The sequence below is a fragment of the Pseudalkalibacillus sp. A8 genome (genome assembly GCF_045920555.1).
Lineage (GTDB): Bacteria > Bacillota > Bacilli > Bacillales > Fictibacillaceae > Pseudalkalibacillus.
Genome location: NZ_CP174509.1, coordinates 1,028,701 through 1,047,515, shown reverse-complemented (window position 1 = coordinate 1,047,515; position 18,815 = coordinate 1,028,701). Strand labels below are relative to the sequence as shown.

General features: G+C 40.3%; 19 protein-coding genes. 7 read left to right on the top strand and 12 right to left on the bottom strand.

Features of this window, described 5'->3' with window-relative positions; all coding sequences use genetic code 11:
- Positions 1–124: 124 nt before the first annotated feature.
- The 4 genes from ACJROX_RS05460 to ACJROX_RS05445 are packed head-to-tail and all read right to left on the bottom strand — an operon-like array spanning position 125 to position 2,947.
- Positions 125–451, bottom strand: a complete 327-nt coding sequence (locus ACJROX_RS05460) for a permease prefix domain 1-containing protein (protein ID WP_408009748.1) — start codon at positions 449–451, stop codon at positions 125–127.
- Positions 448–648, bottom strand: a complete 201-nt coding sequence (locus ACJROX_RS05455; protein WP_408011584.1) for a PadR family transcriptional regulator — start codon at positions 646–648, stop codon at positions 448–450. Before ACJROX_RS05455 ends, ACJROX_RS05460 begins: the two co-directional genes overlap by 4 nt.
- Positions 649–703: 55 nt before the next feature.
- Positions 704–1,129 (bottom strand): hypothetical protein, encoded by a 426-nt coding sequence (locus tag ACJROX_RS05450; RefSeq protein WP_408009747.1) that lies wholly within the window; start codon positions 1,127–1,129, stop codon positions 704–706.
- A gap of 24 nt (positions 1,130–1,153) precedes the next feature.
- Entirely contained in the window at positions 1,154–2,947 is a 1,794-nt protein-coding gene (locus tag ACJROX_RS05445) for a polymorphic toxin type 30 domain-containing protein (protein WP_408011583.1), read from the bottom strand.
- Positions 2,948–3,555: 608 nt separating this feature from the next.
- Between ACJROX_RS05445 and ACJROX_RS05440 the strand changes: the two genes are divergently transcribed.
- The 3 genes from ACJROX_RS05440 to ACJROX_RS05430 all read left to right on the top strand — a co-directional run bounded on the left by ACJROX_RS05440 (position 3,556) and on the right by ACJROX_RS05430 (position 6,452).
- Complete coding sequence (locus ACJROX_RS05440; protein WP_408009746.1) at positions 3,556–4,551, top strand: MFS transporter; 996 nt, start codon at positions 3,556–3,558, stop codon at positions 4,549–4,551.
- Positions 4,552–4,833, top strand: coding sequence for a hypothetical protein (locus ACJROX_RS05435; RefSeq protein ID WP_408009745.1), 282 nt, complete (start codon positions 4,552–4,554; stop codon positions 4,831–4,833).
- A 131-nt stretch (positions 4,834–4,964) separates the two neighbouring features.
- Positions 4,965–6,452: an IS1182 family transposase gene (locus ACJROX_RS05430; protein WP_408006191.1), complete on the top strand. Its 1,488-nt coding sequence runs from the start codon at positions 4,965–4,967 to the stop codon at positions 6,450–6,452.
- A 141-nt stretch (positions 6,453–6,593) separates the two neighbouring features.
- Here the strand turns inward: ACJROX_RS05430 and ACJROX_RS05425 are convergent, their stop codons facing one another.
- Positions 6,594–6,902 (bottom strand): hypothetical protein, encoded by a 309-nt coding sequence (locus tag ACJROX_RS05425; protein ID WP_408009744.1) that lies wholly within the window; start codon positions 6,900–6,902, stop codon positions 6,594–6,596.
- Positions 6,903–7,074: 172 nt separating this feature from the next.
- Here ACJROX_RS05425 and ACJROX_RS05420 point away from each other — a divergent pair, with 172 nt between their 5' ends.
- A complete protein-coding gene (locus ACJROX_RS05420; protein WP_408009743.1) occupies positions 7,075–8,406 on the top strand; it encodes a helix-turn-helix domain-containing protein in 1,332 nt (443 codons plus the stop codon).
- A 574-nt stretch (positions 8,407–8,980) separates the two neighbouring features.
- On the opposite strand, the gene ACJROX_RS05415 is transcribed toward ACJROX_RS05420, so the two are convergent.
- Positions 8,981–9,574 carry a hypothetical protein gene (locus ACJROX_RS05415; RefSeq protein ID WP_408009742.1) on the bottom strand — a complete coding sequence of 198 codons (594 nt, stop codon included), beginning with the start codon at positions 9,572–9,574 and terminating at the stop codon, positions 8,981–8,983.
- The gene (locus ACJROX_RS05410; protein ID WP_408009741.1) at positions 9,574–10,491 is read right to left on the bottom strand and encodes a hypothetical protein; all 918 of its coding nucleotides are present in this window, start codon (positions 10,489–10,491) and stop codon (positions 9,574–9,576) included. Before ACJROX_RS05410 ends, ACJROX_RS05415 begins: the two co-directional genes overlap by 1 nt.
- A 215-nt stretch (positions 10,492–10,706) precedes the next feature.
- Here ACJROX_RS05410 and ACJROX_RS05405 point away from each other — a divergent pair, with 215 nt between their 5' ends.
- Entirely contained in the window at positions 10,707–11,717 is a 1,011-nt protein-coding gene (locus tag ACJROX_RS05405; RefSeq protein ID WP_408009740.1) for a S8 family peptidase, read from the top strand.
- 250 nt (positions 11,718–11,967) lie between these two features.
- Here ACJROX_RS05405 and ACJROX_RS05400 read toward each other — a convergent pair whose 3' ends face one another.
- Together ACJROX_RS05400 and ACJROX_RS05395 are read right to left on the bottom strand one after the other, a co-directional pair.
- Positions 11,968–13,233 (bottom strand): MFS transporter, encoded by a 1,266-nt coding sequence (locus ACJROX_RS05400; RefSeq protein ID WP_408009738.1) that lies wholly within the window; start codon positions 13,231–13,233, stop codon positions 11,968–11,970.
- A 115-nt stretch (positions 13,234–13,348) separates the two neighbouring features.
- Positions 13,349–13,900, bottom strand: coding sequence for a CBO0543 family protein (locus ACJROX_RS05395; protein ID WP_408009737.1), 552 nt, complete (start codon positions 13,898–13,900; stop codon positions 13,349–13,351).
- A 133-nt stretch (positions 13,901–14,033) separates the two neighbouring features.
- Between ACJROX_RS05395 and ACJROX_RS05390 the strand changes: the two genes are divergently transcribed.
- Positions 14,034–14,549, top strand: coding sequence for a hypothetical protein (locus tag ACJROX_RS05390; protein ID WP_408009736.1), 516 nt, complete (start codon positions 14,034–14,036; stop codon positions 14,547–14,549).
- 358 nt (positions 14,550–14,907) lie between these two features.
- Here ACJROX_RS05390 and ACJROX_RS05385 read toward each other — a convergent pair whose 3' ends face one another.
- The 3 genes from ACJROX_RS05385 to ACJROX_RS05375 form a co-directional block, all read right to left on the bottom strand.
- Positions 14,908–15,945 carry an NAD-dependent epimerase/dehydratase family protein gene (locus tag ACJROX_RS05385; protein ID WP_408009735.1) on the bottom strand — a complete coding sequence of 346 codons (1,038 nt, stop codon included), beginning with the start codon at positions 15,943–15,945 and terminating at the stop codon, positions 14,908–14,910.
- A 95-nt stretch (positions 15,946–16,040) separates the two neighbouring features.
- The gene (locus tag ACJROX_RS05380) at positions 16,041–16,973 is read right to left on the bottom strand and encodes a hypothetical protein (RefSeq protein ID WP_408009734.1); all 933 of its coding nucleotides are present in this window, start codon (positions 16,971–16,973) and stop codon (positions 16,041–16,043) included.
- A gap of 422 nt (positions 16,974–17,395) precedes the next feature.
- On the bottom strand, positions 17,396–18,031 hold the full coding sequence (locus ACJROX_RS05375; protein ID WP_408009733.1) for a YczE/YyaS/YitT family protein: 636 nt from the start codon (positions 18,029–18,031) through the stop codon (positions 17,396–17,398).
- Between the two features lie 188 nt (positions 18,032–18,219).
- Here ACJROX_RS05375 and ACJROX_RS05370 point away from each other — a divergent pair, with 188 nt between their 5' ends.
- Positions 18,220–18,681: a PaaI family thioesterase gene (locus ACJROX_RS05370; protein ID WP_408009732.1), complete on the top strand. Its 462-nt coding sequence runs from the start codon at positions 18,220–18,222 to the stop codon at positions 18,679–18,681.
- Positions 18,682–18,815: the final 134 nt, after the last annotated feature.

Sequence of the window (18,815 nt, the reverse complement as noted above, 5' to 3'; positions counted from 1 at the left end):
GATTGTATACCACTTTGACTTGTATTCAGATAAGATCAACTCATAAAAGAACTCAATCACTCCACAGATAAATCCAGTCAACATCAACATCGTGACGATACTGCGCAGTTCGAAATAAACACCATTACCAAACTCTGGGAAATAAGAATTCCATAATACAGTAACCGATGACTGACAAACAGCCCGTCAATATCAAAGTGCTCCACAGCCATCGTACTATTTTATGATAGGGGAAAAAAGCCTTGTGCATTTCCTTATGTAGTTGATCTTTGTCTCCGAAAGACTGGATCGCTTGGGCAACAGCATCATCCTTTCCCCATCCCTCTCCCATCAGTTCTGTTATATGCTCTTCAAGGTGTTCAATAAGTTCTTGTTTTAAATCTTCTTTTTCAATCGCGGTAATCGGCAACCTTTCAACGATTCCATCGACATACTCATTGATGCGTGTCATGAGTATTCACCCGAACATTTTTGGATTAAAAAGTCGATTTTCTTCCAATTGCTCAACTTCTTTTCCAATTCTTTTCGCCCATCATCAGTCAAGGTGTAATATTTTCGGCGATTCCCTTCGTGCTGCTTACTCCAATAAGACTGGATGAACCCTTTTGTCTCCAATCGTTTCAAGGCTGGATATAAGGTCCCTTCGATTCAAGGCGTCGTCAAATATATCCCTTACTTGTCTTGTTATTAAAATTCCAGTTATTCAACTTCTTTTATGTTCCATCTCCTTCAGTGCAATATATGCCTCACCTTTTACAGCACCATTTTCATGTTCTGTGTACATTTTAATCGTCGGCAGATATTTCTGTACATGCGTCATTCCTAAAATATTGATTCCTGTGATCAAACAAGATAAAGGTAACTGCGATAAATGTCGTTCTAGAGAATCCCAGTTTATCCTTTCAACATTTTGATAGGTTACGGCTTTCGATAGGGCATCGAACAATTCTTCTTTGACCTCGAGATTTTGTTCGGCAAGGGCATAGTCCAATAAAACCTCAATCAGCTCCACGAAGTTTTCTATGTTTGTGTTATATGATTCGAAAACGTCAGATAGATGGGAAACTGTTTCAATCTTTTCTTGTTCGTCTTTTCCTTTTAATACCTGTTCAATTTCTCTTACATCCATTATGAACATCCTTTACAATTTTTTTCAGCCTGTGAATGGAATGTGCGAATCATTAGCAATACTTTCGCTATAATGTGGACTATTTGGATTAAAGACATTCTTTTTTTGAAAATTACCTTGTGAATCCATGGTCCATTTACCTGATGGTGTTTTCACTTCTACCCGATAAATCCAGCCATTTGCAGCATTTGATCCAGCTGGTGCCGACGGATCAGGTCCGTGGGCTCTGACATTCCAAACATTGCCGCTCTGATCAGTCCAACGATACTTCTCTCCTTCTGCTGCACCACCTGGAACCTCTTTCCATGGCAACTGTTTGGCATCATCAGGTAATCTTGCCCGGAAATCTTCTATATTTTTTACGTTAGTGAAATCCCCTACTGTCGGTTTAGGGACTACTGGCTTTTCCGGAGGATCAGGATCATTTCCTTTTTTGTCAATAAGATCATCCCAATATTTTTTCAACTTTGAAGCAATGGGATCTCCTAACTTTTTCAATGCATTTGCAAAAGGAATTCTGCTTAATATTGCAGCAACCCCCACAGCCAGTGCAGTTTCTGGTGTAAGCAATTTCTTCGGGTTCCGGATGATATCCGCTATACCGTGGCCCCCAGAAGCCACACCAATCCCTGTCGTAACCGCACCTACTGATGCCCAGAAACCTAATAGCGGGAAGGTCAAAGCGAATGCTCCGCCTATGATGATCGCTTTCTCCAATCCAGATAAATGATCCCACCAATTTTGCACCTGGTCGAATAGACAAGCGATACACGCTTGAGGCGTATGGTAAGAATCTATCCATTCCTTCAAGAATAAAGAAGCAAAAAGTGCAAGTGCAATCACGGCCAGAGCCTTATAATATTTCTGGATGTTCTCTTGTATTCGAGGTATGAGACCTTCCGCTTCGGAATTTCCATACAGTAACGTAAATCCAAGTTCTCTACGCTCTCGATAAAACATCAGAAAATAACCAAAACGTTTACGATCAGTTGAAACAGAAATCACCAGGTTCCACATTTCAGAAAAGGGATTGATGACATGTTCTCCATTCAACATGGGAAGTTTTCCACTGACTCGATTCAGAGACTTATAATCTAAAAAGATTGAGATAGCAAGCATGATTAAGAACAGGGGTTTTGCAGCATATCCACCACCTAATAATTCATGGATTGCCGTAAGCCAGTCAGGAGCGCTATAGAACGAATTCCAGATTGCATGATCAAAGATTGCCCAAACCAAAAGGAATAATGGGAAAAAATATGTAAATTGCTTGAATCGATTCCTATATCTGATCGCTAATCCGATACCCAATGCAACCATTGCAGTCAGCAAGGAATGTCCGGCTGTCATTTTATCAGGGAGGAAACCCTCCTCAAAATACCCGGGAAAAAGGGTGAAAAACTCCCAATGGAGTACTTTTCCCTGTAACAACGTCACCCCATAATGGTTTCCAGTAATAAACCGGCGGAATGTTTCCTCCAAAAATTGAAAACCTGCACCTGTCGCAGCGCCTATAAGGGCAAAATCACTTAAACTTAATGACGTTGCTCTCCGAGAGAAATAGAGGTAAGCTCCAAGCGGGATGAGTTTTACGATTTCTTCCACAATTGGAGTCAAGATCGCCATGCTCCAAACATCTGCTTCTCTACCGCCAAACACCGTAGTAAAGGAACTGACGATGATTGTATTGATGGGCGTCATCAACCATGCTCCCGCTAAAAAGAAATATGTATACTTTTTCCACGTGAGGGTTTTACTCCTGCATAATAACCAAAATTGCAATATCACATAAAAGGACCAGAGAAACTGGACGAACATCCTACGAGAGTCTTCCATAAAAATCAAGCTTATTATGAACGCAATCAATGAAAGCCACGTGAAAATGGCATAGACTCTTAGAATTACAGGATACTTCTGAATAAGATCCTTGCAAAATTGACTAATGGTTTCCATTTTGCTTCTAATCTTCACTCTTACACTTACAACTTGACTTGCCATATGGCTCAACTCCGATGTCACTTTTTTTCATCCGGCTGCAATCTAGTTGTTTCAAGAGTGTTCGACTTACTGGACTGTTATAAGGTAGTTATAATGGATAAATGTGACAATAATATCAGGTCATCCTAGAAATTCGGTCCGATAAATGCGACTAATACATCATGATTCAAATCCATCGGAAAATGACAATCACCAAAAAATCGTACCTTCAAATTTTGCTTCAATAAATTAAAAGCAACTAAGACATGTACTAAAAAATGAAGTTGACCCGTTCATTAGTTTCGAGTCAACTTCACGATTCCCTTTTTTCTATCCAAGGAGGAGCCATACTCCGACCTCAGGCTGAGAAAAGTTCCCCCTCTCGCTCGTTAATTGATCTCCTGTTGCAAGCTATGATTGATACAGAACAAGACAGGAGGATTTTTCCTATGGGAAAGACTAAATCAATGTCACTCTTTAAAAATAAAACGTATGTGAAGTTATTTCTTGCCTCTTCCATTTCCATCTATGGTGATTGGTTCGATATCCTCGCCATTTCCGTTCTTGTCGCTTATGGATGGAATACAGACCCCGTATTGATCGGCCTTATTCCGGTATGTTTTGCCTTACCAGGGATCCTATTCGGCTCTTTTGCAGGTGTTCTCGCCGACCGCTACAGAAAAGTGAACCTCATGATGGCTTCCGACTTTATCAGTGCAGTTTTGACTGGACTTCTCGTTTTAGCCGATCACATCTACTGGATTCTCCCCCTCTTATTTTTACGTTCCACCATGGGATTGATCAGTTCCCCGGCCGCACAATCTCTTACACGTCATGTCGTACAAGAGGATCAGTTGTTGAAAGCAACCTCCTATAACCAAATTGTCAATAACTCCGGAAAAATTGTCGGACCCTTATTAGGAGCAGTCATCCTGGCCGTCTTTTCCCCTAAAATATGTATCTTGATCAATGTATTCAGCAGCATCATATCAGGGCTTATCCTGTTAACCATGCGAAAAATCAAAGAAAACAATACTATAGCACCTGAAAATGACAACAAACCACAATCAAGTTTTAAAGAATCTTTGAAAGAAGGATGGACTTTCATATTGAAGCAACGTGTGATTTTCAATACCATTCTATTCTCCCTGATTGGGATGATGAGCATTCAACTCGTCGACTTTCAATTTCCAGTCCTCCTTCGTTCCGTTAACATGGAAGAACCAGTAGTATTCGGTATGTTGATGAGTATGACAGGAATAGGGTCGATTCTGACCATCACATTGATGAACCGATTTAAAGAGATTCAATATGGTTGGGCGATTGGCGGCGGAATGAGTTTGATCGGATTCGGCTTTGCAGGGGTAGGTTACATTGTAGAAGGCATATCACTATTAATTCCTGCTAGTTTCGGTCTGCTCGTTGGATTAGGTAACGGAATTTAGATGGTTGCCTTTAACTTCGCCTTGCAAAAAGAGTCTCCAAAAGAAATGGTCGGGCGGGTGTTTGGAATCACAAACTCAGTGGCTAGTGTTGTGTTCATCGTTGCACCCATTTCAGGTGGAATTCTCGTTCAGACGTTGGGTGCTTCGGCAGTCATTCAGACAATCGGATTTGTTGTTGGCGGAATCGGGATTGTCGGAGGGATTCTTGGTAAATGGCTTTGGAAACAGGAAACTACTTCAACAAGGATCCTTGAACGGATTTCAAAAGAATCGAGCGTATAAACTAGTCTCATTGGATAAGCAAAGAACATCCTTTACAGAGAGTCCTGCAAAACGAATACAGTAACTGGAAAAAAGCGCCCTTCGGGGCGTTTTTTGATATGATGAAAGAAAAATGCAAAGGAATTGGATAAATGTTAAAAGATCAATATCAAGAAACTCTTTCCTTTCATGCCGAGTTGTACAATTTAATACCAGAAGATCACCTATTAAAGAAAATCGATAAGGTGGTTGATTTTTCATTTATATATGACCTTACGAAGGAATCATATTGTATGTATTACGGACGACCAGCGACTGAACCAGAGTTACTACTTCGAATTCTTCTCATCCAGACCTTATATGATTTATCCGATGATCAAGTCATTCAAGATGCCAATTTACATTTAGCTTATAAGTGGTTTTTACGATTGAATCCCGAAAGTTCTTTACCCCATCCTACACAATTAAGTCGATTTCGAAACCATCGATTAGGAGCTAATCGTGTAGAGGAAGTATTGGAAGAACTCGTCAAGCAGTGCCAGGAAAAAGGGATCATCCAATCGAAAGCACTCATTTTAGATTCTACACATGCCCAAGCAAACGCAAGTAAGCGTTCGCCTCTACAAGTGCTAACAAAAGCAGCTTCAAGGCTCTCCAGAGCCGTTAAAAAACAACATACCAAACTACATAAAAAATTACCTAAAGCTCCAAAGCTTAATGATATTCCAGAGGAAGAACAAGCTAAAGAAATGCTTCGGTATTTAGCCCATTTAGGTGAACAAATCGAACAGGCTCTTCCAGATGCGGAAGGCGCGATAAAGGATAAGCTGGAGACCGCAAAGAGAATTGTCGAAGACGAAAGGCTTCTTTCGAAGAAAGGGATTCTGTCAGCAGTAGACCCGGATGCGCGTTTTGGATGGAAGTCTACTACAAAATCCTTTTATGGTTATAAGAATCATCTTGCGATGACCGAAGAAGAAATTATTACGGGTGTTCAGGTCACTCCAGGAAATGTAGATGACGGTAAGCAATTAAAAGAATTAGTGAACCAATCTAAAGCTGGTGGAATGGAAGTTAACGAAATTCTCGCTGATACGGCTTACTCATCTAAGCATAATTTATCCTACTTACAACAAAATTTAATCACAGCATCCATCCCACTCAATCCATCTGTTTATGGAGCACGAGAAGAGGACAACTTTCAATATGATAAAGAAAGAGATCAAGTGATTTGTCCAGCAGGACACCATAGTATTCGAAAAGCTCGAACGGGTAAAAAAGATACTGGAACAAACCAAATGAACACTTTTTATTTTGACGTTGATATATGTAAAGAATGTCCGTTAAAAGAAGGGTGTTATAAAGAGGGGAAAAAATCAAAAACATACTCCATTCGGATCATTTCTGAAGAACATCAACAACAAATGAAGTACTTAGACTCGGAAGAGTATCAAGAACGGAAAAAGGTACGTCCATCTATAGAGCATAAGAATGCGGAATTAAAAAGATTCCATGGGTTAACCAGGGCGAAATACCGTGGTTTATTAGGTATGAAAATACAAACCTATCTCTCGGTGTTCGCTGTAAACATTAAAAGAATGACAAAATTATTACCACAAAATGAGCTGGGAAATGTGTAATATCAGCCCATACTTCTTGAAACAATGTAAAAATCCACCAGAAAGTTAAGGTCAACTTTTCTAACTGGTGGATTTTTCTCTATTAAAGATTTTTTCGCCCTATTTTGCAGGACTCTCTTACAAGGGGTGTTTTTTGTGGCTTTAAAGGGGGAGTGCTGGGGAATCAGGCCAGACCGGATCTGAATCTACGAGTAATGGGCTATCAGGCCAAACAGGATCATCCTCGGGTTCTGGTCCATCAGGCCAAACGGGATCTGATTCTGCAAGTGTCGGGCTGTCCGGCCAAACAGGGTCCTCCTCTGGCTCAGGCCCATCAGGCCATACTGGGTCGTATTCAACGATAGATGAACTTTCCCACCATGAGATTTTACCTTCCCATCCATCATCATAAGCTTGTCCTCCTAATAGAACTCCCAGTGCAATTACTCCACTACCGGCAAGAAGAAACATGTTTTATAACAATTTTGTCATAAAGTACCTCCAAAATTTGAATATTTTTACATTTTTATGATAATTTCAACATTTTGAATTGTCAATCCTTTTTTGAATAATATATTTAATTATTTAAAAATTCTTTCAATAAATTTACATTGTGGTAAAATGGAGTTGGGAGGCGATTTATTTGGAAAGTAGTGTAGGACTAAGGATTAAAAGGTTGAGAAAAGATTTAGGACTTACCCAGGGAGATTTAGCTGGGGATCAATTAAGCCGCGCCATGTTAAGCCTCATTGAACGAGATTTGACTACCCCCTCCCTCCGGACGATAGAATACTTATCTCACAAACTAGGTGTTTCCGTTGGTGATCTACTAGGGGAAATCAAAGACACATCCGTTTCTTCAACCACTTCAGAGGACATTAAGAAATCACTTAATATATGTACAACGCTTTATAAAGTCAAGAAATACAAGGAAGCGGAAACTCGATTGAAAGAACTCATCAAGATTGAACATGTTCCCTTCCCTGAAAAATGGCTGGCACATAAATTGCTTGGCCAAATATATGAAAAGCTGGATGAAGATGAAAAAGCGCTGATCCACTTCAAGGAATCCCTCTTTTATTTATCTTCAACAGATACGAATGAAATTGTAGAAGTTTACTATTACAGGACCTTATCAAATCGAAAGCTTGGAAATTATAAAGATGGAATTGCCGCTGCCCTCAATGCCGCTGTACTCATCGAATCTTATCACACAAAGGTAGACAGCCTTCTTCAAATCAAACTTCTTTATAACCTCGCCCTTTGTTATTGCCGCGTGAAAGAGTTCCAAAAAGGACTTGATGTAATCAATAGAGCGATCGGGATTATGGAAGTAAACGAAGTTACATATTCAAACGGACATTTTTACATGTTGAAAGGCCTAGCTGAATTGTATATGAACAAGTTTGCAGAAGGGATCGTATCGACAAGAGTGGCGATTAAATTCTTGAATCTCCACGAACAGCCGGAAAAATATTTAGGATCAAGAATCAATTTAGGGATTCTTTTACGAAAACACAACAAAATTGAGGAGTCATTAAAGGAACTCCATGGATGTTTGGATGAAGCATTGAAAGCAGATGTACCACGGATAACGGTGAATAATTACTATGAGCTTGCCATTTCCTATCTCTACATCGACGACGTGAAGCAGGCCGAATATTTTGCTAAATGTGGATTAGCTCTTGTTAAACCACGATCACATTTGCATGGTCAATGTCATTATGTACTTGGTAAAGTATTGATGAAACTAGGAAATTATAAACAAGCACTGACAGAAATCAAGAAATCAGAATCGATTTTCCAATCGCAAAAAAATGAGTCATGGGTAGCACTAGTCATATCCGAAAAAGCGATTTGCTATGAACATCTAAATGAACATAAAAATGCTTTCCATTCTTTACTGCTGGCAAACCAGATGTTGTTGAAACAAGACATGAGGCTCATAAGTACCGAAATTCCGGTAATGAGTTGATTCGTTCACCTTGAAGGAGGAATCAACCTGTGGATAGAGGTAGAAAAGTAATCTATCGCGGTAAAACGTATATAGTGATATGGAGATATGATTCCGGATACCTTGAGATAAAAGGTGACTTCAGAACATACCTTGTTCACGAAAAAGACGTTAAATATGTAAGATAGACAAAAATCGCATATTAACCGAACAAAAAAACGCTCAGAGATTCCATCTGAGCGTTGATATTTTTGTATACATAGCCATTTGTCCATCATGAAACAACCTTTCAAGAAAACATGATGAGTAAAATAAACTAATGGCGAAGTCATAAAAATCCACCCTAATCTAGTCAATTTTTTATTGAATAGAAGGAAAACTCCGGCGTACCAAATAACTATGAAAAAGCTATCATCGAGTACTTCCCTTTCTACCCACCTCTGTCTAAGATAAGAATAGAAATTAAAAAACTAAAATTCCAGTACCAAGTAAATGTACAAATTCATATATCTGAATTGTCATTTTTAAAACTCCTATTCCTTAACAGAAGATTTTGCTCTTTTACTCTTGAATCAGAAAATTATTTCAAGAAAGATCAAGTCTTCAGATCTACGACTGGTTCCTCAGTATCTAATCGATCCGTTTCTAATTTACGGAATTTGAACAACAGTATAAGAAGAACAATATCCATGATCAGGCTTACACCTATCAAAACAAGCCCCGCTCCGATTCCGGCGTCCCTGCTCGTATTCATCAGGAATGGTTGCACACAAGAGACGATCAACATCGCGATTATGTAGGCTTTAAAGGTCTGCTCCGTCCGCCTTAGAATCGCTTCATCACCAAACTGTTGTGCCAGCTTGATCATAATTTGGAACACATAGAAGACAAGGATCAATTTCCCGATACCTAATGCATTCATGTATAACGGCCACCCATCACTCATAGATACGCCGGTGAAATCATTGTTTGTCTGCTGAATGAAAATAGTCGGAAGCGAAAAGGCGAAAAGGATGAGCGCAACCAGACGTGACCAATTTCCTGTTTTATATTCTGACCGTATCTTCTCAAGTCCAAGGTATATAAAGAAGTATCCCAAAGGATCTGGTAGTAGGTCGAAAGCGATGATATGGATTTCTACCAATACAAATAAAAAGCCCCAAAACATTTTCGCGAATGCCTGCCTCATCACTCCTCCCCTCCTCGTTGTTTAATAAGTTCATTTATATCTTTCTGCTCTAAATAAGGCTCATCCCAAACCTGTAGCGGTATCTCGAAATCTTCTCCGTCTGTTGATTCTCCTCTGATCCAGATGTTGAATTTCAAATACATGGTATTGTTTTCATCAATCTTCGTATGAAAACTGATCCAATCACCTTTTTCAATTTCAATCGGAAGTTCGATATCTCGAAGTGATATACCAGGCACCTTATTCCAATTTGATCTTAGGTCCCTTGTGTTGATATCAGGATCATGTTTTTCAGGAACAGTCAGTTTCCCTTGTCCATCATTGACTTTCACTTCCACCAGACCCGGATATTTGTTCAACATAGGAATATCGATTTCCTTGATCTTGAGTCTTTCTGTAGCACTCAATTGATGCAGGGAACGATGGTCACTTCCGCTTCCGCTCATTTGGAATTTCAAAGGTGGCTTACGTTGTCTTTCTCCTCGGATATTCACATACCCGATATCAACTTCGTGATCGAAGTCAATACCATTATTGAAAGAAGGCTTGAAATATGTAAACAACCATTGTTCGTCACTTTCAATCGGAAGCAGCTCCTTAGGCATATCTATAGTAAAAGAACGTAATTGATGATGTATGTACTCCTTTTTATACACTGGTCCTTCCTGTTGGAACATGAACCCATCCTGCGAGGAGTAAAAATGAATGCCATTTACGGTAATGCCATTCACCACCCCTGGATCATTTTTATTAGTTACATAAAAGAATTCCAAAGGCATTCTTTCCTCTAAGGGCACTTCATAATAGTGTTTAAGAAAGATAGGTTCGGTTAATTGCTTAGATTGCAAATATGTATAATTACCAGTCCATATGATGACTGTTAAGATGATCGCTATCCAAAAATACCTCTCTTTCAAAAAAATCCCCCCTACGAAACTCAACATCTACACATTTTACCATATTTAGGAGAAGGGTAGGTTATACATAAAGAATTAGTAGATGGGATTTTACACTATTCAACAGATAATCAGGTATTTCACACTATTGTATTTTCATATAATTTCATTTATAGTTTGATTATTCAGAATAGTTTTATCGCATTCGATGATTATATTAAAAAGGAGGATGAAAAATGACTGATGTCCGACTGATTCCTTATCAAGTGGAAGAGATCATCGAAGAATTAACGAGTATCCCTGAAGGTGTCCAGATGATTGAAGCTCCCGAATTATGGGACAGGGCTGACAAAGGTAAAGGGAATGTCGTCGCGATCATTGATACGGGTTGCCAAACAAACCATCCTGACTTGGAAGGGCGGGTGATTGGAGGCCGTAACTTTACAACTGACTTTAATAGCGATCCAGACAATTATCTTGATAACAACGGACATGGAACCCACGTTGCTGGTACGATAGCCGCGATTGGAAGAGATAACAGGATTGCAGGTGTTGCCCCGGAAACCAACCTGTTGATTTTGAAAGTATTGACCAAGCAAGGAAGCGGCAGGATGGAATGGATTGTCGACGCAATCCGTCATGCAGTTGACTGGACTGGTCCTGATGGAGAAAAAGTGAAGGTCATCTCCATGTCACTTGGAGGTCCTCAAGGCACTGATGAATTACATGATGCAATCAAATATGCTGTCGACAACCATGTATGTGTCGTTTGTGCTGCAGGTAATGAAGGGGATAATAAAGAGGACACGGATGAATTCTCCTATCCGGGTGCTTATAATGAAGTCATCCAGGTGGGCGCAGTTGACTTCCAGCGAAAAATCGCCCGATTTACGAATACAAACGATGAGATCGATTTAGTTGCTCCTGGTATCAATATTTTATCAACGTTTCCAGATAATAGATATGCAAAGTTATCGGGAACCTCGATGTCAACACCACATGTTTCAGGTGCATTGATATTATTGAACAACCTGACAGCAAAGGAATTCGGGCGTGTGTTGACTGAACCAGAGTTGTATGCACAGCTCGTAAGACGGACAACCCCGCTTGATTATTCCAATAAAGCTGTCGGGAATGGTCTGCTGACCCTTGGGCTTGTTGATAAACTCGAGAGCTTGTTCAATCCTTATACGAAAATGTGGGAAAAAGACAGTAAAAGCATATTGATGGCGGAAAGACGAGGTTAGTTCGTTAAACCAAAAAAGAGGATGACTCGTAGGGTGGTATCCCTAAGAGCATCCTCTTTCTTCTATGGGATTATTAAAGGTGAATGTTGATTTCATGTAGAAAATTGCATTTAGCGAAATTCATGACACTCTTACTGGAAAAGCGAGCCAGGTGAGACTCCGCAGCCGATGAACGAGCACATGCGTATCGCCCGGGGAAAGGGAGTGAATTTTGCCAAAAAAACCAATTAAGGATAACAGATCCATTTCTTTATGCTTTTTCAGGCTTTGGAGAAATGAGGGCAAAAATAAATCCAAGAATAGGGAAAATCATTGTAAGTAAAAGGATTTCTTTATAGCCACCGAAAAGGTCATAAGCAAATCCATACGGTAATGGCCCGAATGCTGATCCAATTACCATCGTCGTCATCGCCAATCCTTTTATGCTTCCTAAATGCTTACGCCCAAAGTAATCCGGCCAAATAATGGATAAAGTAATCCTCTCTAAACCATTTACCATACCCCATATCACCCCGAATAAGATCGCCATCCAATATGACTCAGTAAATAATAGGATGATAACGAAGGCCAACTGACCGAGAAAGCTGACGGATAGGACCACATTGACTTTTACTCTTTCAAGAATAAAACCTGAAACCATTGTAATCGGAAAACCGATTATGGCCATAAGACTTAAAATGAAAGCGGCGGTGCCCCTACCTAATCCCCCTTCTGTGAAAATGGAAACGAGATGGAACGTTATACCTGTATTCACAAGTGCCGGAATGCTGACACAAAACAGGATCATCCAAAATTGTCTTGTCCTCATCGCTTCCTTCAGTGTCCAAGAAATATCATTCGGATTTTCTGCTTCTATTTCGGTTCCATCTTCCCTGACTTGTCTTACAGTATTGTCCGGTTTAAGCCCGATTTCCTCGGGACGGTTTTTCATGAATATAAAGACAAGCGGTACAAAAATAAACAGAACCGTGGCTCCTAATATACGAAATGCAACCTCCCAGCTGAACGCTCCGATAAGCCATGCTGTAAGTGGAGGAAATAAAGCTGAACTTAGGAAACCTCCGATTGCCATGAAACTGAGTGCCCGTCCCCGTTTCTCAATGAACCATTGAGGTACGAGCGTATTCGGAACGAGTGTCATTGAGCCTTGCCCGAAAAAACGTAACATGAAGAAGCCAATGAATAGCATTGAAGGCAAGAAGACAAAACTGTTCCAAAAGCATGCTATAGCAAGCATGATTCCGATAATCAGAGACATCCTGCGCTGTCCGAACCTATCTACGGCTCTTCCCATTAAAAACAGCAAAGCTCCTGACAAAAGCGTTGCTCCAGAATATATGCCCGATACGAGCGATCTGCTCCATCCAAACTCTTCGATATATGAATCAATGAATACTGCGTTTACATAGGTTTGGCCAGGCCCAGAAAAGAATAAACCAAGGCCGCCCAAAAAGACGATGATCCATCCATAGAAAAAGGAGTATCGTGATTGTATGTAGTTGCTCACATTATTCATAGTTGCCACCTCAAGTCTGATTACCTGAATATTCTATCAAATCCTTGAAAGTAATCCTAAAATTATGACTTGGGATGGCGAAAAGAAATACGGTTTAGATTGATTATTTAAATTTTTATTTTAATATGTCTTTTGGTATCCCGTGTACGTTCCATAGGAAAAAGATGAACACTGCAGATATCCCCCAGGCTAACAAGGGCTTTTTATGATGCACAAATAGAATGACGAACATAGAGAAGTTGAAAAGTATGGACCATCCAAAATGCCAGCTGTTATGGAAGGAGATCACACCGAGCCACAAGTTGGTCAACTCGTTAAGGCAATAGATGAACACCCATAGCAATATGTACAAGAACTGATAAATTGGTCTCTTTGGAAAATTCCCCAAATAAATCAAGATAGTCGCTGGGTATTTAACGGCCATGAGGAACAATGAAATGTGTGTGTGGTTCAAGTGGATCAAACTCTCTACGCGTAAGTTCTCGAATTCCCACATGGAATAGTCATGGAAAAGAAACTGATACAATAAATCTCCAACAAGGAAGAAAAGTATAGTAGGATAATAGGTTTTCCAATTCCTCCAGTCTCCCCATTTCCATGCAGCAAGTGTATATATTATAGAACATAAAAATATCGACACCTTCAACACTCTTTCTTTTATAGGCATTACCATTTATTAACATATTTTAATATAATATACTCTGGGTAGCAGAAATGAGGTATCAATACCTGGTTTCCCAAATCATCCAGGGGGGGCTATTTGGTAATACTGAAGGTAAAGTCAGTTGGATGGGGTTGCTATGATCTTATTACTTATAAGTTTTTGGATTTTTACTGCCATCGCCTATCTTGCCCCAAAGGAAATGAAAAGGATCGAAATGTATATGAGCTCTTGGTTCACCTTGTATATAGCGCTTGTTGCCGATACGATTCTTGGTGGAAAATATAAACTCTATGCTTATTTCAAACCTGGTGTTCACTATATCGATTTTCTAGCTGCAATGGTCACCTATCCAGCTATCAATATTCTATTCATCAGCCTTTTTCCATTTAAAAGTGATGTATATCCCCGCCTGGACAGTGTTTCACTCGGGTATGAGTGGTTTGCCGCAAATCATAGCGAGATGTTCAATTATACTGGGTGGAAAACGATTTATTCTATCCCTATCTATCCTACCTTGTACGTCATCTTGCTGTTGAATTTCTTCTTAATGAGGAAACTATTCTTAAGTCCAGGATGTATTCACAGAAAGCGTTTTTTTTCAAGATCGAAGTCTACGGCACACTCTTCTTCACATTATATTGGGCACTTGTGATGGATGCCATTTTAAAGGGGAAATATAAATTTTATCACTATTTAAAGGCCGATGTTCAATGGTCGGATATTCTCATCCGGATCAGCTTCATTCCAATTTCAGCATTTGTGTTCATCCTGTTCTTTCCGTTGCATCGGAACTGGTGGTTAAAGGGTAGTTTTATGGTCTGTTGGCACTCTTGATCGTGTTTTGCGAATGGATTGCTCTGCAAATCGGTCTGATGCACCATAATAATTGGGGTTTGCATCTCTCGTTTATTAAATATTTCACTCTCTATACCTTGATCCTTGTAAACTATATCATCATGAAGAAATTGAATACACAAAGGACAGCCCACTCTTAGGCTGTCCTTTGTTTTTTACACGCTTGCTGCTTGCATCCATTTTTTTAGAATCATCTTCTCTTTCTTCTTATCCAGACAAGCATCAGAAAGTGATCGATCTTCTTCTGAGAACCAGTCATGAGTATCTTTGAGTGTTTCCTCAAATGGTCTGAAGGTCAATCCCTGTTTGATCGCTTTAAAATTGTTGAGGCCGATATCTTCATTGGGAGCAGGAAGTTCATCTGAAAGCGGATATGTTTCAGGAATCCATAATGGCATTTCGACCCAAGGTGCGACATTACAGCGTTTCAAGAAAGATTCCGATACCCAAGTAATTTCAGCTTTATTGTTGAAGAGCAATCTGCCTTTCTCCAGGAAGGTTTCCATCATCAGCTTCACTTCCGGACCAACCGCGTTAAATGTTCCGATGATATGTTGTTCGACCATGTGAATCGTCCATTCTGCAAGGTCACGGACATCAATGAATTGGATTTTCCGATCAGGTCTTCCAGGTGCAAGGATTTCACATCTTTCCGCTAAACGTTTAGCCCAATATGTGAAACGGTCAGTCGGATCATATGGATCTACAATCAGTCCTGGACGAATGACAAGTCCTCGTCCTGCCATCTCTTCGTACACCACTTGTTCACAGTGGTATTTCAAGGGGCCATATGTTTCAGGGGTGATATCATCCGTTTGGTCAATGGCGGATAATTTCTCTTCGGTCAACGTTAGAACAGGAGCTTCTTCATCAATATGATCCTTATTTATGAAATTCTTATAGACAGATGCTGTCGAAATGAACGTATAGAGTTCCGTGTACTTCACGACAGCTTGTACAGATTTTCGTACAGTTTCCGGATGATAACCACATGTGTCGATTACAGCATCCCATTTCCTACCGCTGATTATGCTGGTGTCTTCCATTCTGTCACCCTGGATCCAATCAAGATCAGGGAACACCTCTCGATTATTGCCCCGGTTGAAAAGGGTAACGTTATGCCCTTTTTTGATAGCTGCTTCTACGATATGCCTCCCGACAAACTTCGTACCACCAATAACTAAAATATCCATCTCCTTACACCTCCATTTTTATTCGTTAAAAAATCTAAGGTGCATTGTGAAGTCTATGTATGGATTGCCTCCTTGCTCATCTCCTCTAAGGGACTTCACGATTGAACAGGTTGTTTTTCATACCTCTTGTAAGCTTTTAAGAGTTTTAAATTTTCGTAGGTTAAGATTCCCTTCCATTCATCCTTTGCTTTTGGCCAATCCTGTTCGTACTGTCCCCACTCCCAATTAGGGTGCCATGAGCCGTCAGCCTTTTGTTGATCAATTATATAATCAAGATTTCCTTCAACAGCTTCGCTCATTTCTTTATAAAATGGCGAGTCTGGACGATCAGCTAATTGGACTGGCTGCATCCCATAATGCGACCATTGTTCACGTTTCAAATTTACAAGTTCAGGGATGTGTTCCTTCACCTTTTCTATGATCATGTTTCGGTTTGATTCGCTTAACTCTTCAGCCATCCTTAGATAACAAAAGGTTTCATGCATATCCAGGGTATCGAGCTCCTTAAAATGTGTAAGGGATCTCGATTCCAGATTTTCACGCATTTCCTCTTGAGAGAGTTCTTTGTAACGTAATAGATAACCAGTCAATTCAGCATTGGGATTCCCCCAGGCCGCTTCCACCATTACACGTTCATTTTCATGATCGTAATGCCACCACGGTGCATGAGGAACATTGTTTACTTCAGGTGGTACAGCATGCCAGCGCCCTTGATCCTGGTCATAGTTTTCAATTAAATAATCCATTGCTCCCCGAACCATCGGGTGATCCGCTGAAACCTCTAACTCTTTGAATATTTGAAAGGCTTTTGATGTCGACATTGGGGAAGAAATTTCAAGCTGGAAGTCTGGTTCAATTTGGTTCCCGAAACCGCCATCTGCATTCTGATAGTTTTTGAGTGTTCTCAATACATCTTCCTTTGATCCGGCCTCGAAGTGATAGAGGAATAACGCTTTTTCTAATTCTCGGCCATTGTTTAAAAGATACTCTTTTGCACGGTTAAACGATTTCTCATCCAAGCTTTTCATTTTATCCTCCTTATTAAAACGAAAATATGTTCTGTCTTAAAGTTCGGGATAAAAGCTGGTTCTCCTTCTTTCATAGGGAGGATGAAATTGAAATGTCGTGATTTTTTAAAACGTTCCTATATGCGAAATTCACTCCCTTTCCGCGGGCAAAAGAAAAGCGGAAGCGACCCGCATAGTCACGTAGGTCACTGGAAGACTGACGAGGAGGCTCGAACCAAACTCAGTTCGGTTCTGCGTGGGTAATACTCCGATCTAAATCATGTGTCGACCGCCGCAGGAAGTTTGAAGTGATCCAAGTGACTGGTCGCAGAGCTGGACATCACTTCTCTGTACATAAACCAGGGTCTCGCCTGGTTCGCTGTTCCAGCAGGAGTGTCGTGTATCCCGTTTTATTGTCGTGATACTCAAAATCTACAAATCCCTCAATTGGAAGGACATTTATACAACCGGCTGTCGATCATTTGTTTCAGAGAAGTGATATACTTGTGGAAAAATCCAATAATCGGTCCCACACAAAGGACTACGATCAATGTACCGATTCCGACCGGGCCACCCGCTATCAGTGCAAGCATCAAGATAAAAACCCCAGCTATCGTCTTGGCGACTGCAAGCCTGAACCCGTAACGCTTATGAAGAGCGATCATCGTACCATCGACTGGGATCAATGCCAAATTAGAATGCAGATATATCGAGATCCCTAATCCGAGCAACAGGAGACCTGAACCAAGCACCAATGCTTTCAACGTAAGCCCCGTAGGTTCCCAAACCGTCCAAAGTGTAAAAAGCCAAAAATCAATGAAGATTCCTGTTATCATTGCGGTTACAATCGCAAAATAAGTCGGTTTCGATTTTTGAATCCATGCGTTGATAAAAACGAGGATAATTCCTCCGATGACTTCCCAACTGCCGACAGTCAATCCGAAATGCTTCGTCAATCCTACGTTCAATGCATCAAGCGGGGAAGCCCCTAAACCGGAAACGATCGTCGCACTGATTCCAAGTGTCATGATAAATAGACCGATGACAAAAAAACTGATATTCTCCAGGGTTCCTTTCACAGATCTCCCTCCTTTTCCTCGATGTCCTATTCCAGCTATATTTTATTAAAAGAAATTAATCCAAAACAAGCATTGTGCATCAAAGAATAAACCCCCTTTGAATCTTTCAGCTGCAAAGGATAAATTCTTTTCAACTCCTGACTTCTTTCTATATGATTAGTAGTAACAAATGGATGGGAGAGATGTAAATGAAAAAGCATATTGATGAACTTGAAGTACATAAGCGATTTTACAACCAGATTTTCGACACACTAAAAGCAGAGCCTTACGCTCAATTCCTGGGAATTGAACTTGTGGAGCTTGGTGAAGGTACAGCGACTGCGGAGGTGGAAGTGAAGGATCATATGCTGAATACTCATAACACAGTCCACGGCGCGATCACTTTTGCTATCGCCGATTATGTATTCGCAGCTGCTTGCAATTCATATGGGAAAACATCTGTCGGGTTATCGACGACCGTCAATTTCATAGCTGCTGGTCAACCCGGTTCCAAACTGAGAGCCACCGCAACTGAAGAGAAACGTAACCACCGAACGTCCTGGTATAACATCCGGGTTGAGAGTGATGGAGAAATGATTGCGAAGATGGAAGCCATAGCCTATCGTAAAAACCACTACTTTGTCCCGGTAGAAGAAATGGATGGGGACTGATCCACTGTCGTAGAAATGGAAATTGACGAAATAATTTGAGTTTGCACCGATAAATTTTGGATTTACTACGATAAATTTTGAGTTTGCACCGATATCAGAAAATGCAAAATATACGTCAAAAAAGCTGACCCGTA